General features: G+C 64.1%; 15 protein-coding genes. 4 read left to right on the top strand and 11 right to left on the bottom strand.

The genetic code is table 11. From position 1 onward, the window contains the following. The first annotated feature begins 4 nt into the window (after positions 1–4). Both E1748_RS12915 and argG read left to right on the top strand, forming a co-directional pair. The gene (locus E1748_RS12915; RefSeq protein ID WP_133647634.1) at positions 5–367 is read left to right on the top strand and encodes a hypothetical protein; all 363 of its coding nucleotides are present in this window, start codon (positions 5–7) and stop codon (positions 365–367) included. Positions 368–665: 298 nt separating this feature from the next. Continuing rightward, positions 666–2006 carry an argininosuccinate synthase gene (gene argG / locus E1748_RS12920; protein WP_133647635.1) on the top strand — a complete coding sequence of 447 codons (1341 nt, stop codon included), beginning with the start codon at positions 666–668 and terminating at the stop codon, positions 2004–2006. Between the two features lie 108 nt (positions 2007–2114). Here argG and E1748_RS12925 read toward each other — a convergent pair whose 3' ends face one another. The 7 genes from E1748_RS12925 to clpP all read right to left on the bottom strand — a co-directional run bounded on the left by E1748_RS12925 (position 2115) and on the right by clpP (position 8406). Then, positions 2115–3092 (bottom strand): D-2-hydroxyacid dehydrogenase family protein, encoded by a 978-nt coding sequence (locus tag E1748_RS12925; protein ID WP_133647636.1) that lies wholly within the window; start codon positions 3090–3092, stop codon positions 2115–2117. 108 nt (positions 3093–3200) lie between these two features. Then, positions 3201–3614, bottom strand: coding sequence for a cupin domain-containing protein (locus tag E1748_RS12930; RefSeq protein WP_240766587.1), 414 nt, complete (start codon positions 3612–3614; stop codon positions 3201–3203). Between the two features lie 13 nt (positions 3615–3627). Beyond that, positions 3628–4803, bottom strand: a complete 1176-nt coding sequence (gene ampC, locus E1748_RS12935) for a class C beta-lactamase (RefSeq protein WP_133647637.1) — start codon at positions 4801–4803, stop codon at positions 3628–3630. A gap of 294 nt (positions 4804–5097) precedes the next feature. Next, the gene (locus E1748_RS12940) at positions 5098–5406 is read right to left on the bottom strand and encodes a DUF4148 domain-containing protein (RefSeq protein ID WP_133647638.1); all 309 of its coding nucleotides are present in this window, start codon (positions 5404–5406) and stop codon (positions 5098–5100) included. Between the two features lie 150 nt (positions 5407–5556). After that, positions 5557–5898: a DUF4148 domain-containing protein gene (locus tag E1748_RS12945; RefSeq protein WP_133647639.1), complete on the bottom strand. Its 342-nt coding sequence runs from the start codon at positions 5896–5898 to the stop codon at positions 5557–5559. Between the two features lie 220 nt (positions 5899–6118). After that, positions 6119–7456 carry a chloride channel protein gene (locus tag E1748_RS12950; protein ID WP_133647640.1) on the bottom strand — a complete coding sequence of 446 codons (1338 nt, stop codon included), beginning with the start codon at positions 7454–7456 and terminating at the stop codon, positions 6119–6121. A 296-nt stretch (positions 7457–7752) separates the two neighbouring features. Beyond that, a complete protein-coding gene (clpP, locus tag E1748_RS12955; protein WP_133647641.1) occupies positions 7753–8406 on the bottom strand; it encodes an ATP-dependent Clp endopeptidase proteolytic subunit ClpP in 654 nt (217 codons plus the stop codon). Positions 8407–8605: 199 nt separating this feature from the next. Between clpP and E1748_RS12960 the strand changes: the two genes are divergently transcribed. Next, the gene (locus E1748_RS12960; RefSeq protein WP_133647642.1) at positions 8606–9553 is read left to right on the top strand and encodes a sigma-70 family RNA polymerase sigma factor; all 948 of its coding nucleotides are present in this window, start codon (positions 8606–8608) and stop codon (positions 9551–9553) included. On the opposite strand, the gene E1748_RS12965 is transcribed toward E1748_RS12960, so the two are convergent. From E1748_RS12965 to E1748_RS12975, 3 genes are all read right to left on the bottom strand, one after another. After that, positions 9509–10783 carry an EAL domain-containing protein gene (locus E1748_RS12965; RefSeq protein ID WP_133649343.1) on the bottom strand — a complete coding sequence of 425 codons (1275 nt, stop codon included), beginning with the start codon at positions 10781–10783 and terminating at the stop codon, positions 9509–9511. The genes E1748_RS12960 and E1748_RS12965 overlap by 45 nt on opposite strands. Positions 10784–11195: 412 nt before the next feature. Continuing rightward, positions 11196–12632, bottom strand: coding sequence for a multidrug transporter subunit MdtD (gene mdtD, locus E1748_RS12970; RefSeq protein ID WP_240766595.1), 1437 nt, complete (start codon positions 12630–12632; stop codon positions 11196–11198). Between the two features lie 147 nt (positions 12633–12779). Continuing rightward, on the bottom strand, positions 12780–14213 hold the full coding sequence (locus tag E1748_RS12975) for an aminotransferase-like domain-containing protein (protein WP_133647643.1): 1434 nt from the start codon (positions 14211–14213) through the stop codon (positions 12780–12782). A gap of 169 nt (positions 14214–14382) precedes the next feature. Here E1748_RS12975 and E1748_RS12980 point away from each other — a divergent pair, with 169 nt between their 5' ends. Further along, positions 14383–14700 (top strand): DUF2917 domain-containing protein, encoded by a 318-nt coding sequence (locus E1748_RS12980; RefSeq protein WP_133647644.1) that lies wholly within the window; start codon positions 14383–14385, stop codon positions 14698–14700. On the opposite strand, the gene E1748_RS12985 is transcribed toward E1748_RS12980, so the two are convergent. Continuing rightward, a complete protein-coding gene (locus E1748_RS12985; protein ID WP_133647645.1) occupies positions 14697–15932 on the bottom strand; it encodes a citrate/2-methylcitrate synthase in 1236 nt (411 codons plus the stop codon). The genes E1748_RS12980 and E1748_RS12985 overlap by 4 nt on opposite strands. Positions 15933–15980 lie beyond the last annotated feature (48 nt).

Raw genomic sequence — 15980 nt, forward strand, 5'->3', positions numbered from 1 at the left:
TTTGATGCTGGTCAGCGCACTACAGAAACGCGTGAAGCGGCGAGCGTTCGCGTTGCTGCTGGCCGCCGAGGTCGGTGGTGCTGCGAGCCTCGACATGACCGCGGACGCGCAGCAGGTCATCGCGCGGTCTGTCGCGACGATGCTCGTGGTGGCACTGCCGGGACGCGTCACGTCATTGGGACGGTACGTCGTGCGGTCGGCCGAACTGCATGATCCCGGGCTCAAGACCGCGCGTGCGGACCACGGCGACGCGATCGATATCGAGAGGCTCGCGCAGTCGGTTGCCGTGTACGGGCAGCGCGCACTGGCGGGCAGCGACATGGCGTGGATTCCGGCGACGATGGCGCATACCGATAATTCCGACTGAGCGCGCGCGACGCGCTTCTCTCAACCAGGCGCCGGACTCCGGACCCAAGCCGGACCGCCATTTCCCCATCATCCAGACTGCCCGACACAGCGCGCCGCCGGAGCGCCCCGCCTTTCGCGGTATTATTGCTGACCTGCCGGCTATCCTCGGGCAGGGTGCCGGGCGACCAGTCCGTTCAAGCGCGCACGACAGTCGAACAGCCGTTCGCGCCATGTTCCGCCGAGCCTCGCTCGCGCCGGATCAGCGCCGACACCCGGAGCCGAACCCGATTTTTCACGTAGATTCATCGATTCCAGTCATGAGCACAATTCTTGAAAATCTTCCGACGGGCCAGAAGGTAGGCATCGCCTTCTCCGGTGGCCTCGACACCAGCGCGGCACTGCACTGGATGCGTCTCAAGGGCGCCGTGCCCTATGCGTACACAGCAAACCTCGGCCAGCCCGACGAGGACGACTACGATTCGATCCCGCGCCGCGCGACCGAATACGGCGCGGAAGGCGCCCGACTGATCGACTGCCGCGCGCAACTCGTCGCGGAAGGCCTGGCAGCACTGCAATCCGGCGCGTTCCACATTTCGACCGCAGGCGTCACGTACTTCAACACGACCCCGATCGGCCGTGCGGTCACGGGCACGATGCTGGTCGCCGCGATGAAGGAAGACGGCGTCAACATCTGGGGCGACGGCAGCACGTACAAGGGCAACGACATCGAGCGCTTCTACCGCTACGGTCTGCTTGTGAACCCGGATCTGAAGATCTACAAGCCGTGGCTCGACCAGCAGTTCATCGACGAACTCGGTGGTCGCGCCGAGATGTCCGAGTTCATGCGTCAGGCAGGATTCGCGTACAAGATGTCGGCGGAAAAAGCGTATTCGACCGATTCGAACCTGCTCGGCGCGACGCATGAAGCGAAGGATCTCGAAAGCCTCGAAAGCGGCATCAAGATCGTCAACCCGATCATGGGCGTCGCGTTCTGGCGCGACGACGTGCAGGTCGCGAAGGAAGAAGTGACGATCCGCTTCGAAGAAGGTCATCCGGTCGCGCTGAACGGCAAGACGTACACGGATTCGGTCGAACTGCTTCTGGAAGCGAACCGCATCGGCGGGCGTCACGGCCTCGGCATGAGCGACCAGATCGAGAACCGGATCATCGAGGCGAAGAGCCGCGGCATCTACGAAGCCCCGGGCCTCGCGCTGCTGTACATCGCGTACGAGCGTCTCGTCACGGGCATCCACAATGAAGACACGATCGAGCAGTATCGCGAGAACGGTCGCCGTCTTGGCCGCTTCCTGTATCAAGGCCGCTGGTTCGATCCGCAAGCGATCATGCTGCGCGAAACCGCACAACGCTGGGTCGCGCGCGCGGTCACCGGCGAAGTGACGGTCGAACTGCGTCGCGGTAACGACTACTCGATTCTCAGCACGAAGTCGCCGAACCTGACGTATCAACCGGAGCGTCTGTCGATGGAGAAGGTCGTGTCGACGTTCTCGCCGCGCGACCGGATCGGCCAGCTGACGATGCGCAACCTCGACATCACCGACACGCGCGACAAGCTGCGCGTCTATTCGCAGATCGGTTTGCTGTCGGCCAGCGATGCATCGGTGCTGCCGCAGTTGAAGAGCGGCAAGAGCGAGGATTAAACCGCGTGTGCGTTCATGCTGATGTGAGTCACGTCGGCAGACGGTAGTGAAAAAGAAAGCCCTCTATCAAGAGGGCTTTCTGCTTTTTAGCTTCCGGCAATCGTTCCGTTAGTGCTTGTTGAGCGAGTCCGGATTCACCACATGAACCGGATGCCCGTCCGCATACGCGACGACCTGATCGAAGATATCGGAGAACTGCACCTCGTACTCGTCCTCGGTGACGTAGCCGATGTGCGGTGTGCACACGACGTTCGGCATGCGCAGCAGCGGATGCTGCGGGTCGCGTAGCGGCTCTTCGTCGAACACGTCGACGGCGGCCATGCCGGGGCGGCCTGCCTGCAACGCGTGTTCGAGCGCGCCCGGCACGATCAGTCCGGAGCGGCTTGTGTTGATCAGCAGTGCGTCTGGTTTCATCCGGGCGAGGTCATCGGCGGTGACGATGCCGCGGGTGTCCTTAACAAGCCGCATATGCAGCGACAGCACGTCACACGATTCGAAGAACGTCTGCTTGTCCGGCGCAGTGTCCCAACCGTCTTCGCGAGCCTGCTGCAGCGACGCCTCGCGTGCCCACACGAGCACCTTCATCCCGAACGCGGCGCCGTAGCGCGCCACTTCGGCACCGATGCGGCCATAACCGTAGATGCCGAGCGTGCGTCCATGCAGACTGCGGCCGACGCCGATCTGCCAGCCGCCGGTTTGCAGCGAACGCATCTGCTGCGGAATCTGGCGCATCGCCGCGATGGCAAGACCCCACGTCAGTTCGGCTGCCGCATACGACGGCGTGCCGGCGTGCTGATTCGATGAAACGATGACGCCTTGCGCGGTGCACGCATCGATGTCGATGTGCGGAAAGACGCTGCGCTGGCTGATCAAACGCAATTTCGGCAATCGCGCGATCAGCGGCGCGCGGATCTGCGTGCGCTCGCGGATCAGCACGAGTACCTCCGTGTCGCGCAGTCGTTCGGCCAGTGCATCGACGTCCTGCACGTGGTCGTTCCATACCGTTACCGTGTGACCGTCCAGCTTGCGGAAGCTGGGCAGGTGACGAACGGTGTCGAAGTAGTCGTCAAGAATGGTGATGTTCATGGGGGTTCCGTCTCCTCAGGGCTGTCACATCTTGATCGCTGTCTCTTCCGCAGGAAAATGAAATTAATTCACGAATCGTCGGATTGATGCCGATGTCCCCCCGCGACGTTAATCCGGCACCGCGATGTTGAAAGGCTTGCCCGGCACCCACACCCATGTCGCGACGACTTTCGCGCCGGCCGGTCCTGCTGTCGTTACGTGCACGACGTTCGCAGGGAGTTTCACGCTCTCGCCCGCATGCACGACACGCGCGGGCTGACCTTCGATCTGCACCGTCACCTCGCCTTCGAGCACGTAGAACACTTCCGGGCCCGTAGCTTTATGTCGCGGCTTCGCGGCGTTCGGAGGGAACTCGGCGATGCCCATGCCCATCTCGCGATCGGTGCCCGGAACGGGTACTCGCTGTAGTACGACGGTGTCTTTCGCGGCGGGTGCGGTGGAGGCTGCGATGGTGGCTGCCTGCGCGAGCGGCGCGGCCATCGCAGCGACGACGAGGGCAAGGAAACGAAGAGAGTGTGTCACGACGGCTCCGGTTTTAAGGCTTGCTACCAGCATCGAGCGAATTCAGGATTTCGTACGCGGCGGTGACACGCGCGTCGAGCGGGTACGATTTGTTCGCGAGTATCACGACACCGATTTTCTTCCCCGGCACGAACGCGGCGTAAGTCGAGAAGCCGTTCGTCGAACCGGTCTTGCCGAGCAGATACGCTTGTTGAGGCTGCAACGGCGGTGTGATCGCAGTGGCCGGCGAGCCTTTGAAAATCGCATCGGGACTGTTGCTTTCGACGAGCGTGTCGAGTGCCATCGGGTACGGGTACTCTTCCCACACCATGTCTTGAACGAATTTGCCCACCTTGTAGTAGCCGGTATGCGTGCACGCGATCGCGCGTTGCAGCTTGTTGTTCACAGGCACGACCTGCATGTTCGCGTCGAGGAAACGGATCAGATCGGACGTACTGGATTTGAGCCCATACGCTTCTGACGACAGCATGCCGGGATTCACTCTGACCGGCGCATCGGTTTTCGTGTAGCCCTGCGCGTAGCGCTTCATTTCGTTCGCGGGCACGTTGATGTAGCTGTGCGTCATGCCGAGTTCGGGCAGCAACCGCTTTTCGATTGCATCGTCGAATGGCTGGTTCAGGCTGGCCGCGGCCGCCATGCCGAGCATGCCGATGCCGAGATTCGAGTAGATCCGGTAGCTGCCGATCGGATGCTCCGGTTTCCATGCGCGGAAGTAGGCCATCAACTGATCGTTGTTCGTGATGCTGTCCGGCACGAACAATGGCAGCCCCGATGTGTGCGTACCGAGATTCAGCAGACTGACGTGATCGATGGGGCTGCCGCGCAATGCGGGCAGGTACTTGCTCGCGTTGTCCGAAAGCGAAAGCTTGCCGTCCACTTCCGCGTAGCACGCGAGCGTCGCGGTGAAAGTCTTGCTGAACGAGCCGATTTCGAAGAGCGTCTGCGGCGTGACTGCTTCGTCAGTCGCCTTCGACATCACGCCATAGTTGTAGAACGATTGCTTGCCGTCGACGGTGACCGCGACCGCGACGCCGGGCAGCGCGTATTTCTGCTGCAACGGCTGGACGATTGCATCGATCGCGCGCGTCTGCGGCGACGAGTCTGCGTTCCCCGCCGCGTAGCTGTGTGTGGCCCACAGGCACGTGAGCAGCAATAGTATTTTGTTGATGCGTGGCGCGTTTCTGGACATGACGGATCGATTGGGCCGATGAGGAGGACGAGGCATTGTCGCGTCGTCGGGAACCGGCAACAAGCGACGATAACTGGTGGGGCCCAAAAGAAATTCTTATCGATGCAGTGGGGTGGTTGTTTCGCTTTGGGTGAAATGACTGCGCATCGTGTCGCAGCGTAACGCGCGCTGGACTCGCGTCTCGATTGCCGAGAGTCAGCAGTTCAATCCGGCGACCCGCGACGACGCTGCGCCATCGCAAGCGTCATGCATGCACGAGCGGACGTGCATGCCTTGACGTTATCGGAGCGCACATCAATACGTCGACGCCCCTGCCTGCGAAGTGCCATTCGAAGTCGTCCCGCCAACCGCACCTTGCGCATTCGCTGCGTTTTGCGCAGTGGCAGCGGCTGAATCTTCCGCAGCGATTTTCGCTTCCGCAGCCTGAATGTCTTCGGGGTAATTGGCATCGTCGCCTAAGCTCGGCGTGTAACCCGCCTGTTCGACGCGTACGAGATCGGCGTAGACCTGCGCACGCGTGAGCGGCGCGGTCGTGCTCGCGAACGAGCTGATGGAGGCGGTACAGGCACCGAGGGTCAGTGCAATGGCTATAAGCGTTTTCATGATGAAGGTTTCCGGTATCGATTGAGCGACAGGCAGCCAGCGCCATGCCGCCGGGGTGGGGCGTTCACCCGAACCGGAAGCCTGCGTGGAGCCAGGGTAATACGTGATCGGCGCGATCCGCGTGATCGGCGCGATCGATGCGCGTTCGCATCAGCTGCCGAAATACACCGAGCAATAGCTGACAGGGCCGACGCACTCGGTCATCGCATCGGTTCCCATGCGCATGCCGCTGCTGCTCGTGCCGGCGGTCTGTGCGCCGACTGCGCCTTGCGTTTGCGCTTGCTGCTGTTGTTGATGCTTGAGCTGCTGCGCGAAGATCGGATTGACGTCGGGGTACGACGTGTCGGTGACGAGACGCGACCCGTTGTTCTCCGCCTGAATCAGTTCCTGACGCACTTCGGCGCGGGTCTTTTCCTGTGCGGATGCATTGGTGAATGCGCTTGCCGAAGCGAGGGCAACGAAGGACAGTGCGATGAACGAAAGCTTTTTCATTTGGAACTCCTGAGTGGTGAGAGACGACTGCTGTGTTCATTTGAGTGAACATCGACTCTCGCCTGGATATTCCCGAAATTTTGAAAAAAGCGTGGGACGTGCAGTATTTTTACGCGCTACATTCGCGTACAAAAAATACTTTGAAAATCTGGAATAAGAATGGCGTGACGCGGGTTACACGTCGCGCCATGCGTGTGGATCCGCAGATCTGCGGATCGCGTCAGATCGTGCGGCGGATTCTCATCGCAGGTTCCGGTTGTTTCGCAGCCGGCAGCGACGAAGGGAACCAGCGCGCCGCGAGCTTGTACGTGCTCACCGATCCACCGACCGCGAGCAGCATCGGAATCAACATGTCGTGATTGACCCGTGTGAATTCGAGAATCAGCACGACTGCGGTGATCGGCATCTGCATCGACGCAGCAAGAAACGATGCCGCACCGACGACCGCGAATGCGCCCGGTTGCATGCCGGGCCACAGCGGATTCAGCAGGCCGGCGATCACGAGCGACAACAACGCGCCGTTCGCGAGACCCGGTGTGAGCAATCCGCCCTCGGCGCCGCAACGCAGCGTGCTTGCGGTGATCGCGACCTTCAGCACGAGCAGTGTCGCGGCGAGGCCGACGGTCAGGTGACTGTCGAAGCTGAGGCCGGCCGGTCCCTTGCCGTTGCCGAGCAGTTGCGGCAACGACATCGCGAGCACGCCGATCACGACGAAATTGAGCAGCGTCAACACCGGCAGGCGCTGGTCTTTCGGTGCGAGCGAACGGGCATGGCTCATGAGGCGCGTGAACGCATACGCGGCCACACCGAACAGCGGCCCGCACACGATCGACCACACCACCAGTTGCGCGTTCAGCGTGAACTGCGGCACCTGATACTGATGTTCGTTGCCGAGCCCGATCCACGCGACCACTGCTGCGATCGCCGACGTCGCGAGCGCGGGAACGACGACTGTCCACTCGAACGTGCCGAGCAGCACTTCGAGTACGAACACCGCGCCACCGAGCGGCACGTTGTACACGGCGGCGAGACCGGCGCCGGCACCGCACGCGACCATGATCCGTCGATCCGCCACCGACAGTCCCGCGCGGCGCGACAGCCACGCCGCAAACGCCGCGCCGATTTCGCGCGGCGCGACTTCGCGGCCGAGCGGCGAGCCCATCGCGACGGTGACAATCTGCAGCAGCGCATGAATCGTCGTGCTCAGGCCGGGCATCCGCGGGTCGTCGCTGTTCATCGCCTTGCGAATGCCGACGAGCGGCCGGCCATAGCGATACAGCGCCCACCAGCCGCCGCCCGCGATCAGTCCGCAGATCGACACGACGATCAGACGACGCAGCGGCGCCGTGTCCGTCACGCCTTCGAGAAAACTCTCCGCGCTGATCACATGCGCGACGCTGTAGCCGTACGCGACGTGCTGGATCGCATGCAGCAACAGCGCGAGCGCCATGCCGCCGAGCCCCGCACCGATGCCGGTCAGCACCGTGACCGCCGCGAATCCCGCGAGCGAACGGGGTTCGTCGACGGAGGCTGGACGGCGTTCGTTTTCGGCTGACATGGTGCGGCTCCCTGAATTCGCAATCGTTCGTGACGGACCGTTCGCGCAGGCTGTGCGCTGTCCGTATTCGTTGCATCGAATGGTATGCCGCGCTGCATCATGATTCAAATTGTTTATTTGAATCAATTGATGCTAAATTTGACTTTATCAGGTCGGGTGTCTCGATTCGGGCTGGTCGAAGTCAATCCGCGAGAGGCAGGGCTGCTCGCGGATTGACGTGTGAGTTGGCAGGGGCCGCTGGCCGCGCATCTCGCCGCAACGAGCGCGGCCCGGTCGAGTGGATAGAACTGCGAGCGCTATTCAGTATTCTCATGCGCGGCCGCAGCCGCCATCGCTGCATCCCGATGCGCCAGCACATCGTCGATCAACCCATACGTCTTCGCCTCTTCCGCCGACATGAAGTTGTCGCGGTCCGTGTCCTTGACGATCTGCTCGATGCTTCGTCCGGTGCACTCGGCGAGCATCGCGTTCAGCCGCTCGCGCTGAAACAGCACTTCCCTCGCCTGGATCTCGACGTCGGCGGCGGTTCCCTGGCTGCCGCCCGACGGCTGATGGATCATGATCCGCGCGTTCGGCAACGCGAAGCGTTTGCCGCGTGTGCCGGCCGCCAGCAGGAACGTGCCCATGCTCGCGGCGAAACCGGTGCACAGCGTCGACACGTCGGGCTTGATGAAGTGCATCGTGTCGTAGATCGCCATGCCGTCGTAGACCGAACCGCCCGGCGAGTTAATATAAAAAGAGATGTCCTTGTCCGGGTTCTCCGATTCAAGAAACAGCAGTTGCGCGACGATCAGGCTCGCCGACTGTTCGTTGACCGGGCCGACCAGAAACACGATCCGTTCGCGCAGCAACCGCGAGTAGATGTCGTAAGCGCGTTCGCCGCGTCCGGACTGTTCGATGACCGTCGGCACGAGGCCGAGTCCGGAAACGGATGAGGGATGAAATGGCATGCGTTCCTCGCAATGGCGGGTGAGTGTCCCGTCGCTGCGTTCGCAGCACGGGTTTCATCCGCATGACGCGGGAGTGGGGTGCCGCGTGACGAAAAAATTTTTGCGCGCGGGTGTCACGTTCGCCGCGCGTCGAACGTCAAGCGAGCGGGCGCCTGCGGGCGCGTTAAACGACATATCGACCGATGTAGAGAGGTCACGAATGACGCAGATAACCGAGCAGGCAGACGATTCCACCACCGTGTTCGACGCCGCGCGCGCAAGGCTGCAAGCGCTCGCATACCGGCTGCTCGGCAGCCGCGCGGAGGCTGAGGACGTCGTGCAGGATGCGTGGCTCAAGTGGCGCTTCGCGAGCGCCGACGACGTGCGTACGCCAGTCGCGTGGCTCACGACGATCACGACGCGTCTCGCGATCGACCGGCTGCGACACCGGCAGTTCGAGCGCGCGCTACAAACTGACGGCACGCTGCCGCCGTGGCTCGACGATCTCGCGCCGTCGGCGGAAGCGCTCGCGCTGCACATGTCGGAAATTTCCGATGCGGTGCGTTTGCTGCTCGAACGGTTGAAGCCCGAAGAGCGCGCGGCGCTCGTGCTGCACGAAGCGTTCGATTGCGATTTCGTCGAGATCGGCAAGATTCTCGACCGGCCGTCGTCGACCTGCCGCCAGATCGTGCATCGCGCGAAGCATCGTCTGCAGCGTGCGGGCGCGCCGTTGCCTGCAGCCGATCCGGCCGCGCATCGTCGGCTCGTCGATGCATTGCGTGCCGCAATCGACGCGCAGGACAGCGAGCGCGTGCTGCGGCTCGTCGGTCATGTGCCGCAGCGGTTCGACGAGCACGACGATGCGCTGACCGCGCAGGCGTTCGTCGAACGCGTCGACGGTTGCACGGCGCAGGCTGTGTCGATGCGTGGCGTGCGCGAGCTTGCGCTGCTGCGCGATGGCGAGATTGTCGGTGTGCTGGAGATGTGGGCGGCGGACGACGGAAGTATCGCGGAGCTGCAACTCGTCGCGGATGCCGCGACGCTGTACGTATTGAATGCGAGGTTCGGCCTGCGCGCGGTGCAACGCCTGCTGCGAGGCATTCGTACGCAGACGATGCGTCCGTCAGTTACGGTGTGCAGCAACTTCCCAGTTGATATCGACGCATAGCACCTGCGTGCCGTGCGCGGTCTGCGCGGCAATCGATGCGGTCACGCACAGGTGCGCTTCGTTGATCGACAGATACGGCGGCGTCACATGCACCTTGCCGGGCGCGCGTAGCGCTTCGATGAAATACGGCCGACGCTCCCAGCTTGCGCCTTCCGAATGCAGCAGCGGCCGGAAGCGTTTCGCACGTTGCGACGAGCGACCGGGTGGCAACACGTTGTCGCCGATCTGCCGTCCCGAACCGTCGAGCAGAAAACAGCGCGCCGTTTCGCCGAGCGCAAGGAGCGGCGCGGTCGCATCCGCGACGGTCGCACCGCCGATGAGCTGTACGCTCGCCTGTTTGAGCGCGGCGACGTACGGCGCGAGACGCTTCACCTGCGCACGTTCGCGCGCGGCCACGCGTTCGCGTAGCGCAGCCGACAGCGCATCCATCAGACCCGCCGCCGTCTGCGGCTTCACCGGCTCGACACTCGGTCCCGCGAAATACGCGCCCTGCACGAAATCGACGTTGCATTCGAGTGCGATCAGCGCGTCGCGTTCGGTTGCGAGTCCGCCCATCAGCACAAGCTGTCCCGACTCGTGCAGCAGCGACACCAGTCCCGGCAATACGCGTTCGATGTGCGAATGCTCGCTCGCCTGCGCGAGAATGCAGCGGTCGAGCGTGACGATGTCGGGCCGCAGCTGCCACACGCGATCGATATTCGAATGCTTCGCGCCGAAGCCGTCCAGTGCGATCAGGAAGCCCGATTTGCGCAGCGCGTCGACGATCTCCGCGAAGCGCGTCGTTTCGCCGCCGGCCTGTTCCGACACTTCGAGCACCACGCGCTGCGGCGGCAGGCCGAGCGCCTTCAGGCTCGCGAGCAGCGCGTCGCCGTAGCTGGTGTCCATCAGCGCGGCGGGGTGCAGATTCAGGAAGAGCCACTCGTCGTGGCTGTCGAATGCATTGAAGTTGCCGAGATGCAGCGATTCCGCGAGCCGCCCGAGTTCCAGCAGATCGCCGCGCCGCGCCGCCTGCGTGAACACCTCGTGCGACGGCACCTGCTGCGCGTGCTCGTCGTGTGCGCGCAGCGACGCGTGATAGCCGATCGCGCGACGATGCGACACCGAAAACACCGGCTGGAACACGCTGAAAACCGTGTAGCCGCCGTACAGCACGGTGCGCCGGGAGCCTTCGTCGCCGGCCATCGGGCGCGGCGGCTGAAAGCCAGGTGGGTCGAGGTCGATCATGCTCATCATGTCGGTCGGGTGATGGCGACGTGCGAAGTCGCGAAATAGCGCGGACGCTGCGGACAAGTTTACAGGATAGGTCAGCAAGAAACATGCGCATGGAGAAACCCGCCGCCGCGTGCGCGGGCTTCGCGTTTACGCGTGCTGCGTAGCGTCAGGTGCCATTTTGCGCGCGACGTCATGCACCACGCCCGCACAGCGATGGTGCGCTTTGCGCCTGCGTATTGCACGTAAGCGCGGCACGCAGGCGCGGCACATAGGCGCGGCACGCAGGCGCGCGGGCATGCGAACTTCATCACAACTGCGTCTGAACGACAGCGCGGCCGGACGCATGCACCCAACATGCTGACGGTCAGGCCGCCGGGGCACACCCAACACGCCGACAGTCAGCCCGAACGCCCACACCCGACCCGCAGCATCACGTCCGCTCCGACGGATCCGTCCTTTTCGTCGCGCGACGAATGTCCGGCGCGAGCTGCGCGAAGATCCACGCCGACCCCGCGGTAATGATGCCGACGCACAGGAACGTCGCGTGGAATGCGGGCAGCGAGTTCGCTTCGGTGACGCGCGGAATCAGTCCGGTGAACGTCGCGAGCAACGCGCCGGCCACCGTCACGCCGAGACTCATCGACAGCATCTGCACCAGCGAAAACAGACTGTTGCCGCTGCTCGCGCCGCCGGTGCCGAGGTCCTTCAGCGTCAGCGTGTTCATCGCGGTGAACTGGATCGAGTTGACGCCGCCGAAGAACGCGAGCTGCACGATCCGCAGCCACAGCGGCTGCGCCATGTTCGTCAGCGAGAAGCTCGCCATCGCGAGGCCGACCAGTACGGTGTTGACGAGGAGGATGCGTCGATAGCCGTATTTCGTGATCAACCGCGTGACGATCCGCTTTGACGTCATGCCGGCGGCGGCGACGGGCAACATCATCAGGCCGGCTTCGAACGCGGTATAGCCGAGACTCACCTGCAGCAGCAGCGGAATCAGGTAAGGCATCGCGCCGCTGCCGATCCGCGCGAACAGATTGCCGAGCAAGCCGACGCTGAACGTATGGATCTTGAAAAGCTCGAGCGGAAAGAGCGGCTGCGCGGCGCTCGCCGCGTGCAGCCCGTACGCGACGAAGCACGCGAGGCTCAGGATCAGCAGCACGAGCACGGTGGCGTGCTGGATGCCGAGCTCGGTGCGGCCGTCGAGCGCGAACGAGATCGCCAGCATGCCGAGCACCAGCAGTACGTAGCCCTTCATGTCGAAGCGCGCGGTGTCCGGGTTGCGGCTGTCGAGCATGTAGATGAACGTCGCAATGCAACCGGCAATCCCCACCGGCACGTTGATCAGGAAGATCCAGTGCCACGACGCGATCTTGACGAGCCAGCCGCCGAGCGTCGGGCCGATCAGCGGTCCGACGAGGCCGGGAATCGCGATGAACGACAGCGCGGACAGATAGCGTTCGGCGGGAAACGTGCGCAGTATCGACAGCCGCCCGACCGGCAGCAGCATCGCGCCGCCCACGCCCTGCACGATGCGCCAGATCACCAGTTGCGTCAGCGTATGCGCGTTCGCACACAGCAGCGAGCCGAGCGTGAACACGAGGATCGCACTGAAGAACACGCGTCGGGTGCCGAGCTTGTCCGCGAGCCAGCCGGAGACCGGGATCATCACGGCCATCGTCAGCGAATACGCGATGACGACCGATTGCATCCGCAGCGGCAATTCGCCGAGACTCGTCGCCATCGCGGGGAGCGCGGTGTTGACGATGGTCGAATCGAGTGCCTGCATGAAGAAGCCGGTCGCGGCGAGCCACAGCATCACCGTGAGCGAGCGGGAAGACGGAGCGACGGCGGGAGAGGGCGTGGACATGGGAGTAGGCGCCGGATCGACGCACGGCCGGGATGTGACGCTTCGAATGGATGGGACTGACGGGCTGCCCACATTCTAGGGAAAAGCGTCGGGCAACGATAGCGCGCGGTCTTCCCACGCGGTGCGTTGCCTTCATCTCCCCTTCGTCTATGCGACCGTTGCCTGGCGTTTGGCGAGCGCGGCCGCGGCCGCGAAAAAGGTCTGCGCGCGCGGATCGTTCGTGAGCGCCACATTGATGCGGATCCACGGACTCGCCTCCGCATGCGGCCGGAAATACCGGCCGGGCGCGACCGTGACGCCGAGCGGTTCGCCGCACGCGACGAGTTGCTCCGCGTCGTCGATACCCGGCACGCGAGCCCACACGAACGTGCCGCCCAGTGGCTTTTCGAACACTTCCCAGCCGCAGTTCTCGAGCGTCTGCACGGTGGTGCCGATCGCCTCGCGGATCCGGCGCCGCAGCCGTTCGAGATACTTCCGGTACGCGCCGCGTTCGAGCTGCGCGAGCGCGACGGCCTCGACGAAGCGCGAGCCGCCGATGCTCGTCAACATGCGGATGTCGGCGAGATCCTTGACGATCTCCTGGCTCGCGACGACATACCCGACGCGCAGCGACGACGACAGCGTCTTCGACAGCCCGCCGACGTAGATCACGTGTTCGAGCTGATCGAGCGTCGCGAGGCGATCGGTCGGATCGGTCTGGTAGTCCGCGTAGATGTCGTCCTCGACGAACGTGAAATTGTGTTCGCGCGCGAGCTGCAGCAGCCTGAATGCGACCGGCGGCGATACCGTGGTGCCGGTCGGATTGTGGAAGACGGTGTTGATGAAGAACAGCTTTGGTCGATGGTGTTGCAGCTGCGCCTGCAGCACGTCGAGATCGGGACCGGTGCGCGTGCGCGGAATACCGACGATGTTCACGCCGTGCAGCTTCAGCAGGCCGTTCAGGTTGTAGTAGCCGGGGTCCTCGACGAACATCGTGTCGCCGGACTTCAGACGGTAGCGCATCACGAGGTCGAGCGCCTGGCTCGCGCCTTCGGTGATCAGGATCTGCGACGGGTCGGCCACGATGCCGAGCTGCGCGATACGCGCTTGCAGATGCTCGCGCAACGCCAGGTTGCCGAGCGGCGTCGCGTAGTCGATCAGGCTCGACGGGTCCGCGCGCGACACGTGGCGGATCGCCTGCCCGATGCTCTCCAGGTCGCGCCACGATTCCGGAACGAAGCCCGTGCCGAGCTTCAGCGATTCGCCCGGATGATTGAACTGCTGGCTGATGTGCCCCGACTCCTCCTCGGCGCGGCGCGGGTCCGACGTGCCCATGCTGGTCGACATCGTCGTGCGCGGCCGTTCGGCGACGTAGAAGCCGGACCCCGGCCGCGAATCGACGTAGCCGAGCGACACCAGACGGTCGTATGCCTCGATCACCGGAAAACGGCTGATCGCGTGATCGCTCGCGAGCTGGCGGATCGACGGCAGCTTCGCGCCGGGATGCGCGGCGCGCGAGCGGATCCAGGCCTGCACGCCGCTGACGATCTGTTCGGTCAGCGGCACGCCGTTGTCGCGATCGAGTTCGAGAGGGAGTTTCATGCGCGGCTCCTGGCGGATGACACGAGAGGCAGCGAACAGTGGACAAACGCGCAACTGTCCGGTTTTTCAACTGCACAGTTCCGTTGAAACTGTCCGGAACTGTGCATGTGTTTTAGATCCTCTCACGACAATAATGATTCCACCAGAGAACCCAGCAAGGAGAATGGCGATGCGCGAAATCCGTACTTTCGAACTCGAACACGGCGAGCCGGCGGCCGCGTGGCGCGCCGCCCGACCGCTTATCGTGAAGGTGATGGCCGGCGAGATCTGGCTGACCGTGGAAGGCGATGAACGGGATCACTGGCTCGCGTCCGGCGAGTCGTTCCGTCTGCCGCGCGGGGCGTTGGCGTGGATCAGCGCGGGTCGTCTCGATGCGCGCGTCGCGCTGGCTTTCGAAGAGGCGAGTGCCGGTGCGCCGGTGCGTTCGCGTCGGCGTGGCACGTGGACGTTGCCGGCTTGGTTTCCGCGCTGGTTGCGTACGGCCTAGTCCGCCGGATGCTCGCCGACGTAACGGGCGCGCGGCCGGATCAGCCGGCCGTCGGTGGTCTGCTCCATCGCGTGCGCGATCCAGCCGACGGTGCGGCCCACCGCGAACAGCACGAACGCCGAATCTTTCGGCAGACCGAGCACGCGTTCGATCGCGGCGAGCGCGAAGTCGAGCGTCGGCTGCGTGCCGGTGATTTCGTGCACGCTCCGCGCGAGCGCGAGAATGCCCGGCAGCGGTGAGCGCGTAGGCGCGCAATGAACGAGCGCGTCGAGCAGCAGCGCGGCGCGCGGATCGCCGTCCGGATACAGCGGATGACCGAAGCCCGATAGCACCGAACCCGGCGCACCGTGTTCGTGATGCGCGAGACGCGTGCCGAGGAAGCGGTCGAGATCGGCGGCGCGCGCGGCTTCATCGAATAGCGCAGCGACGCGCGTGGTCTCGCCGCCGTGACGCGGCCCCGCGAGCGCGGCGAGGCCGCCGGTCACCGCGCCGAACAGATGCGTGCCGGTCGACGTGATGCAGCGGACGGTGAACGTCGACGCATTCAACTCATGATCCGCGCACGCGACGAGTGCCATCCTCAACAGATCGACCTGCTGCCGGTTGCGCACGCCCCACGCGGCGGCAAGCTGGCGATGCAGCGGGTCGCCCGACGGTGCGCTCGACATCATCGCGGCGGCGACGAAGCGCATCAACGTGCACGCAGTGTCCAGTTGCGCATCGCGGCCGAGCGCCCACACGCGCGGCATCTGCGCGGCCGCTGCGGGCAACAACACGAGCGCGCGGTCGAGCGGTGCACTGTCGCTCCACAGCTTCAGCCATGCTGCCCATTGCGTCGGCGACGGCGGACCTTCGCGCGGCGCGGGTGCGTCGGTAACGCGACGCGGCGAACAGTCCCACAGCAACGCGGCGACCTGTTCGAGCGTCGCGGTTCGCGCGAGGTCGACCGCATCGCGGCCCCGGTAGTACAAGCGGCCATCGGCGATCAACGTGATCGACGACTCCAGCACCGGCACGCCCCAGTCCAGCACCTTCTGCGCGACCTTGCCCGCGCGCTTGCCGTCGGCCTTGCGGCGCGCGAGCGTGCGCACTTCGGCCGCATCGTAGAGACGGCGCTGGCCGTGCGCATCGGGAGTCGAATGCAGCATGCCGCGGCTCACATACGCGTAGAGCGTGGACAGGCTGATGCCGAGCGCTTCGGCAGCTTCGGTCGCGGTGAGGTGACTGGGCATCGATATATAAGGCAGCGAGAAAACAGGAGAAATCGATCTATGTTGATT

Source organism: Paraburkholderia flava (genome assembly GCF_004359985.1).
GTDB lineage: Bacteria > Pseudomonadota > Gammaproteobacteria > Burkholderiales > Burkholderiaceae > Paraburkholderia > Paraburkholderia flava.

Excerpts from the sequence above, each read along its gene's own strand:
- E1748_RS12950 (WP_133647640.1), bottom strand. The coding sequence starts at position 7,456 with ATGTCAGCCGAAAACGAACGCCGTCCAGCCTCCGTCGACGAACCCCGT.
- mdtD (WP_240766595.1), bottom strand. The coding sequence starts at position 12,632 with ATGTCCACGCCCTCTCCCGCCGTCGCTCCGTCTTCCCGCTCGCTCACG.
- E1748_RS12975 (WP_133647643.1), bottom strand. The coding sequence starts at position 14,213 with ATGAAACTCCCTCTCGAACTCGATCGCGACAACGGCGTGCCGCTGACC.
- E1748_RS12925 (WP_133647636.1), bottom strand. The coding sequence starts at position 3,092 with ATGAACATCACCATTCTTGACGACTACTTCGACACCGTTCGTCACCTG.
- E1748_RS12915 (WP_133647634.1), top strand. The coding sequence starts at position 5 with ATGCTGGTCAGCGCACTACAGAAACGCGTGAAGCGGCGAGCGTTCGCG.
- ampC (WP_133647637.1), bottom strand. The coding sequence starts at position 4,803 with ATGTCCAGAAACGCGCCACGCATCAACAAAATACTATTGCTGCTCACG.
- argG (WP_133647635.1), top strand. The coding sequence starts at position 666 with ATGAGCACAATTCTTGAAAATCTTCCGACGGGCCAGAAGGTAGGCATC.
- E1748_RS12945 (WP_133647639.1), bottom strand. The coding sequence starts at position 5,898 with ATGAAAAAGCTTTCGTTCATCGCACTGTCCTTCGTTGCCCTCGCTTCG.
- E1748_RS12940 (WP_133647638.1), bottom strand. The coding sequence starts at position 5,406 with ATGAAAACGCTTATAGCCATTGCACTGACCCTCGGTGCCTGTACCGCC.
- clpP (WP_133647641.1), bottom strand. The coding sequence starts at position 8,406 with ATGCCATTTCATCCCTCATCCGTTTCCGGACTCGGCCTCGTGCCGACG.
- E1748_RS12985 (WP_133647645.1), bottom strand. The coding sequence starts at position 15,932 with ATGCCCAGTCACCTCACCGCGACCGAAGCTGCCGAAGCGCTCGGCATC.
- E1748_RS12980 (WP_133647644.1), top strand. The coding sequence starts at position 14,383 with ATGCGCGAAATCCGTACTTTCGAACTCGAACACGGCGAGCCGGCGGCC.
- E1748_RS12960 (WP_133647642.1), top strand. The coding sequence starts at position 8,606 with ATGACGCAGATAACCGAGCAGGCAGACGATTCCACCACCGTGTTCGAC.
- E1748_RS12965 (WP_133649343.1), bottom strand. The coding sequence starts at position 10,783 with ATGAGCATGATCGACCTCGACCCACCTGGCTTTCAGCCGCCGCGCCCG.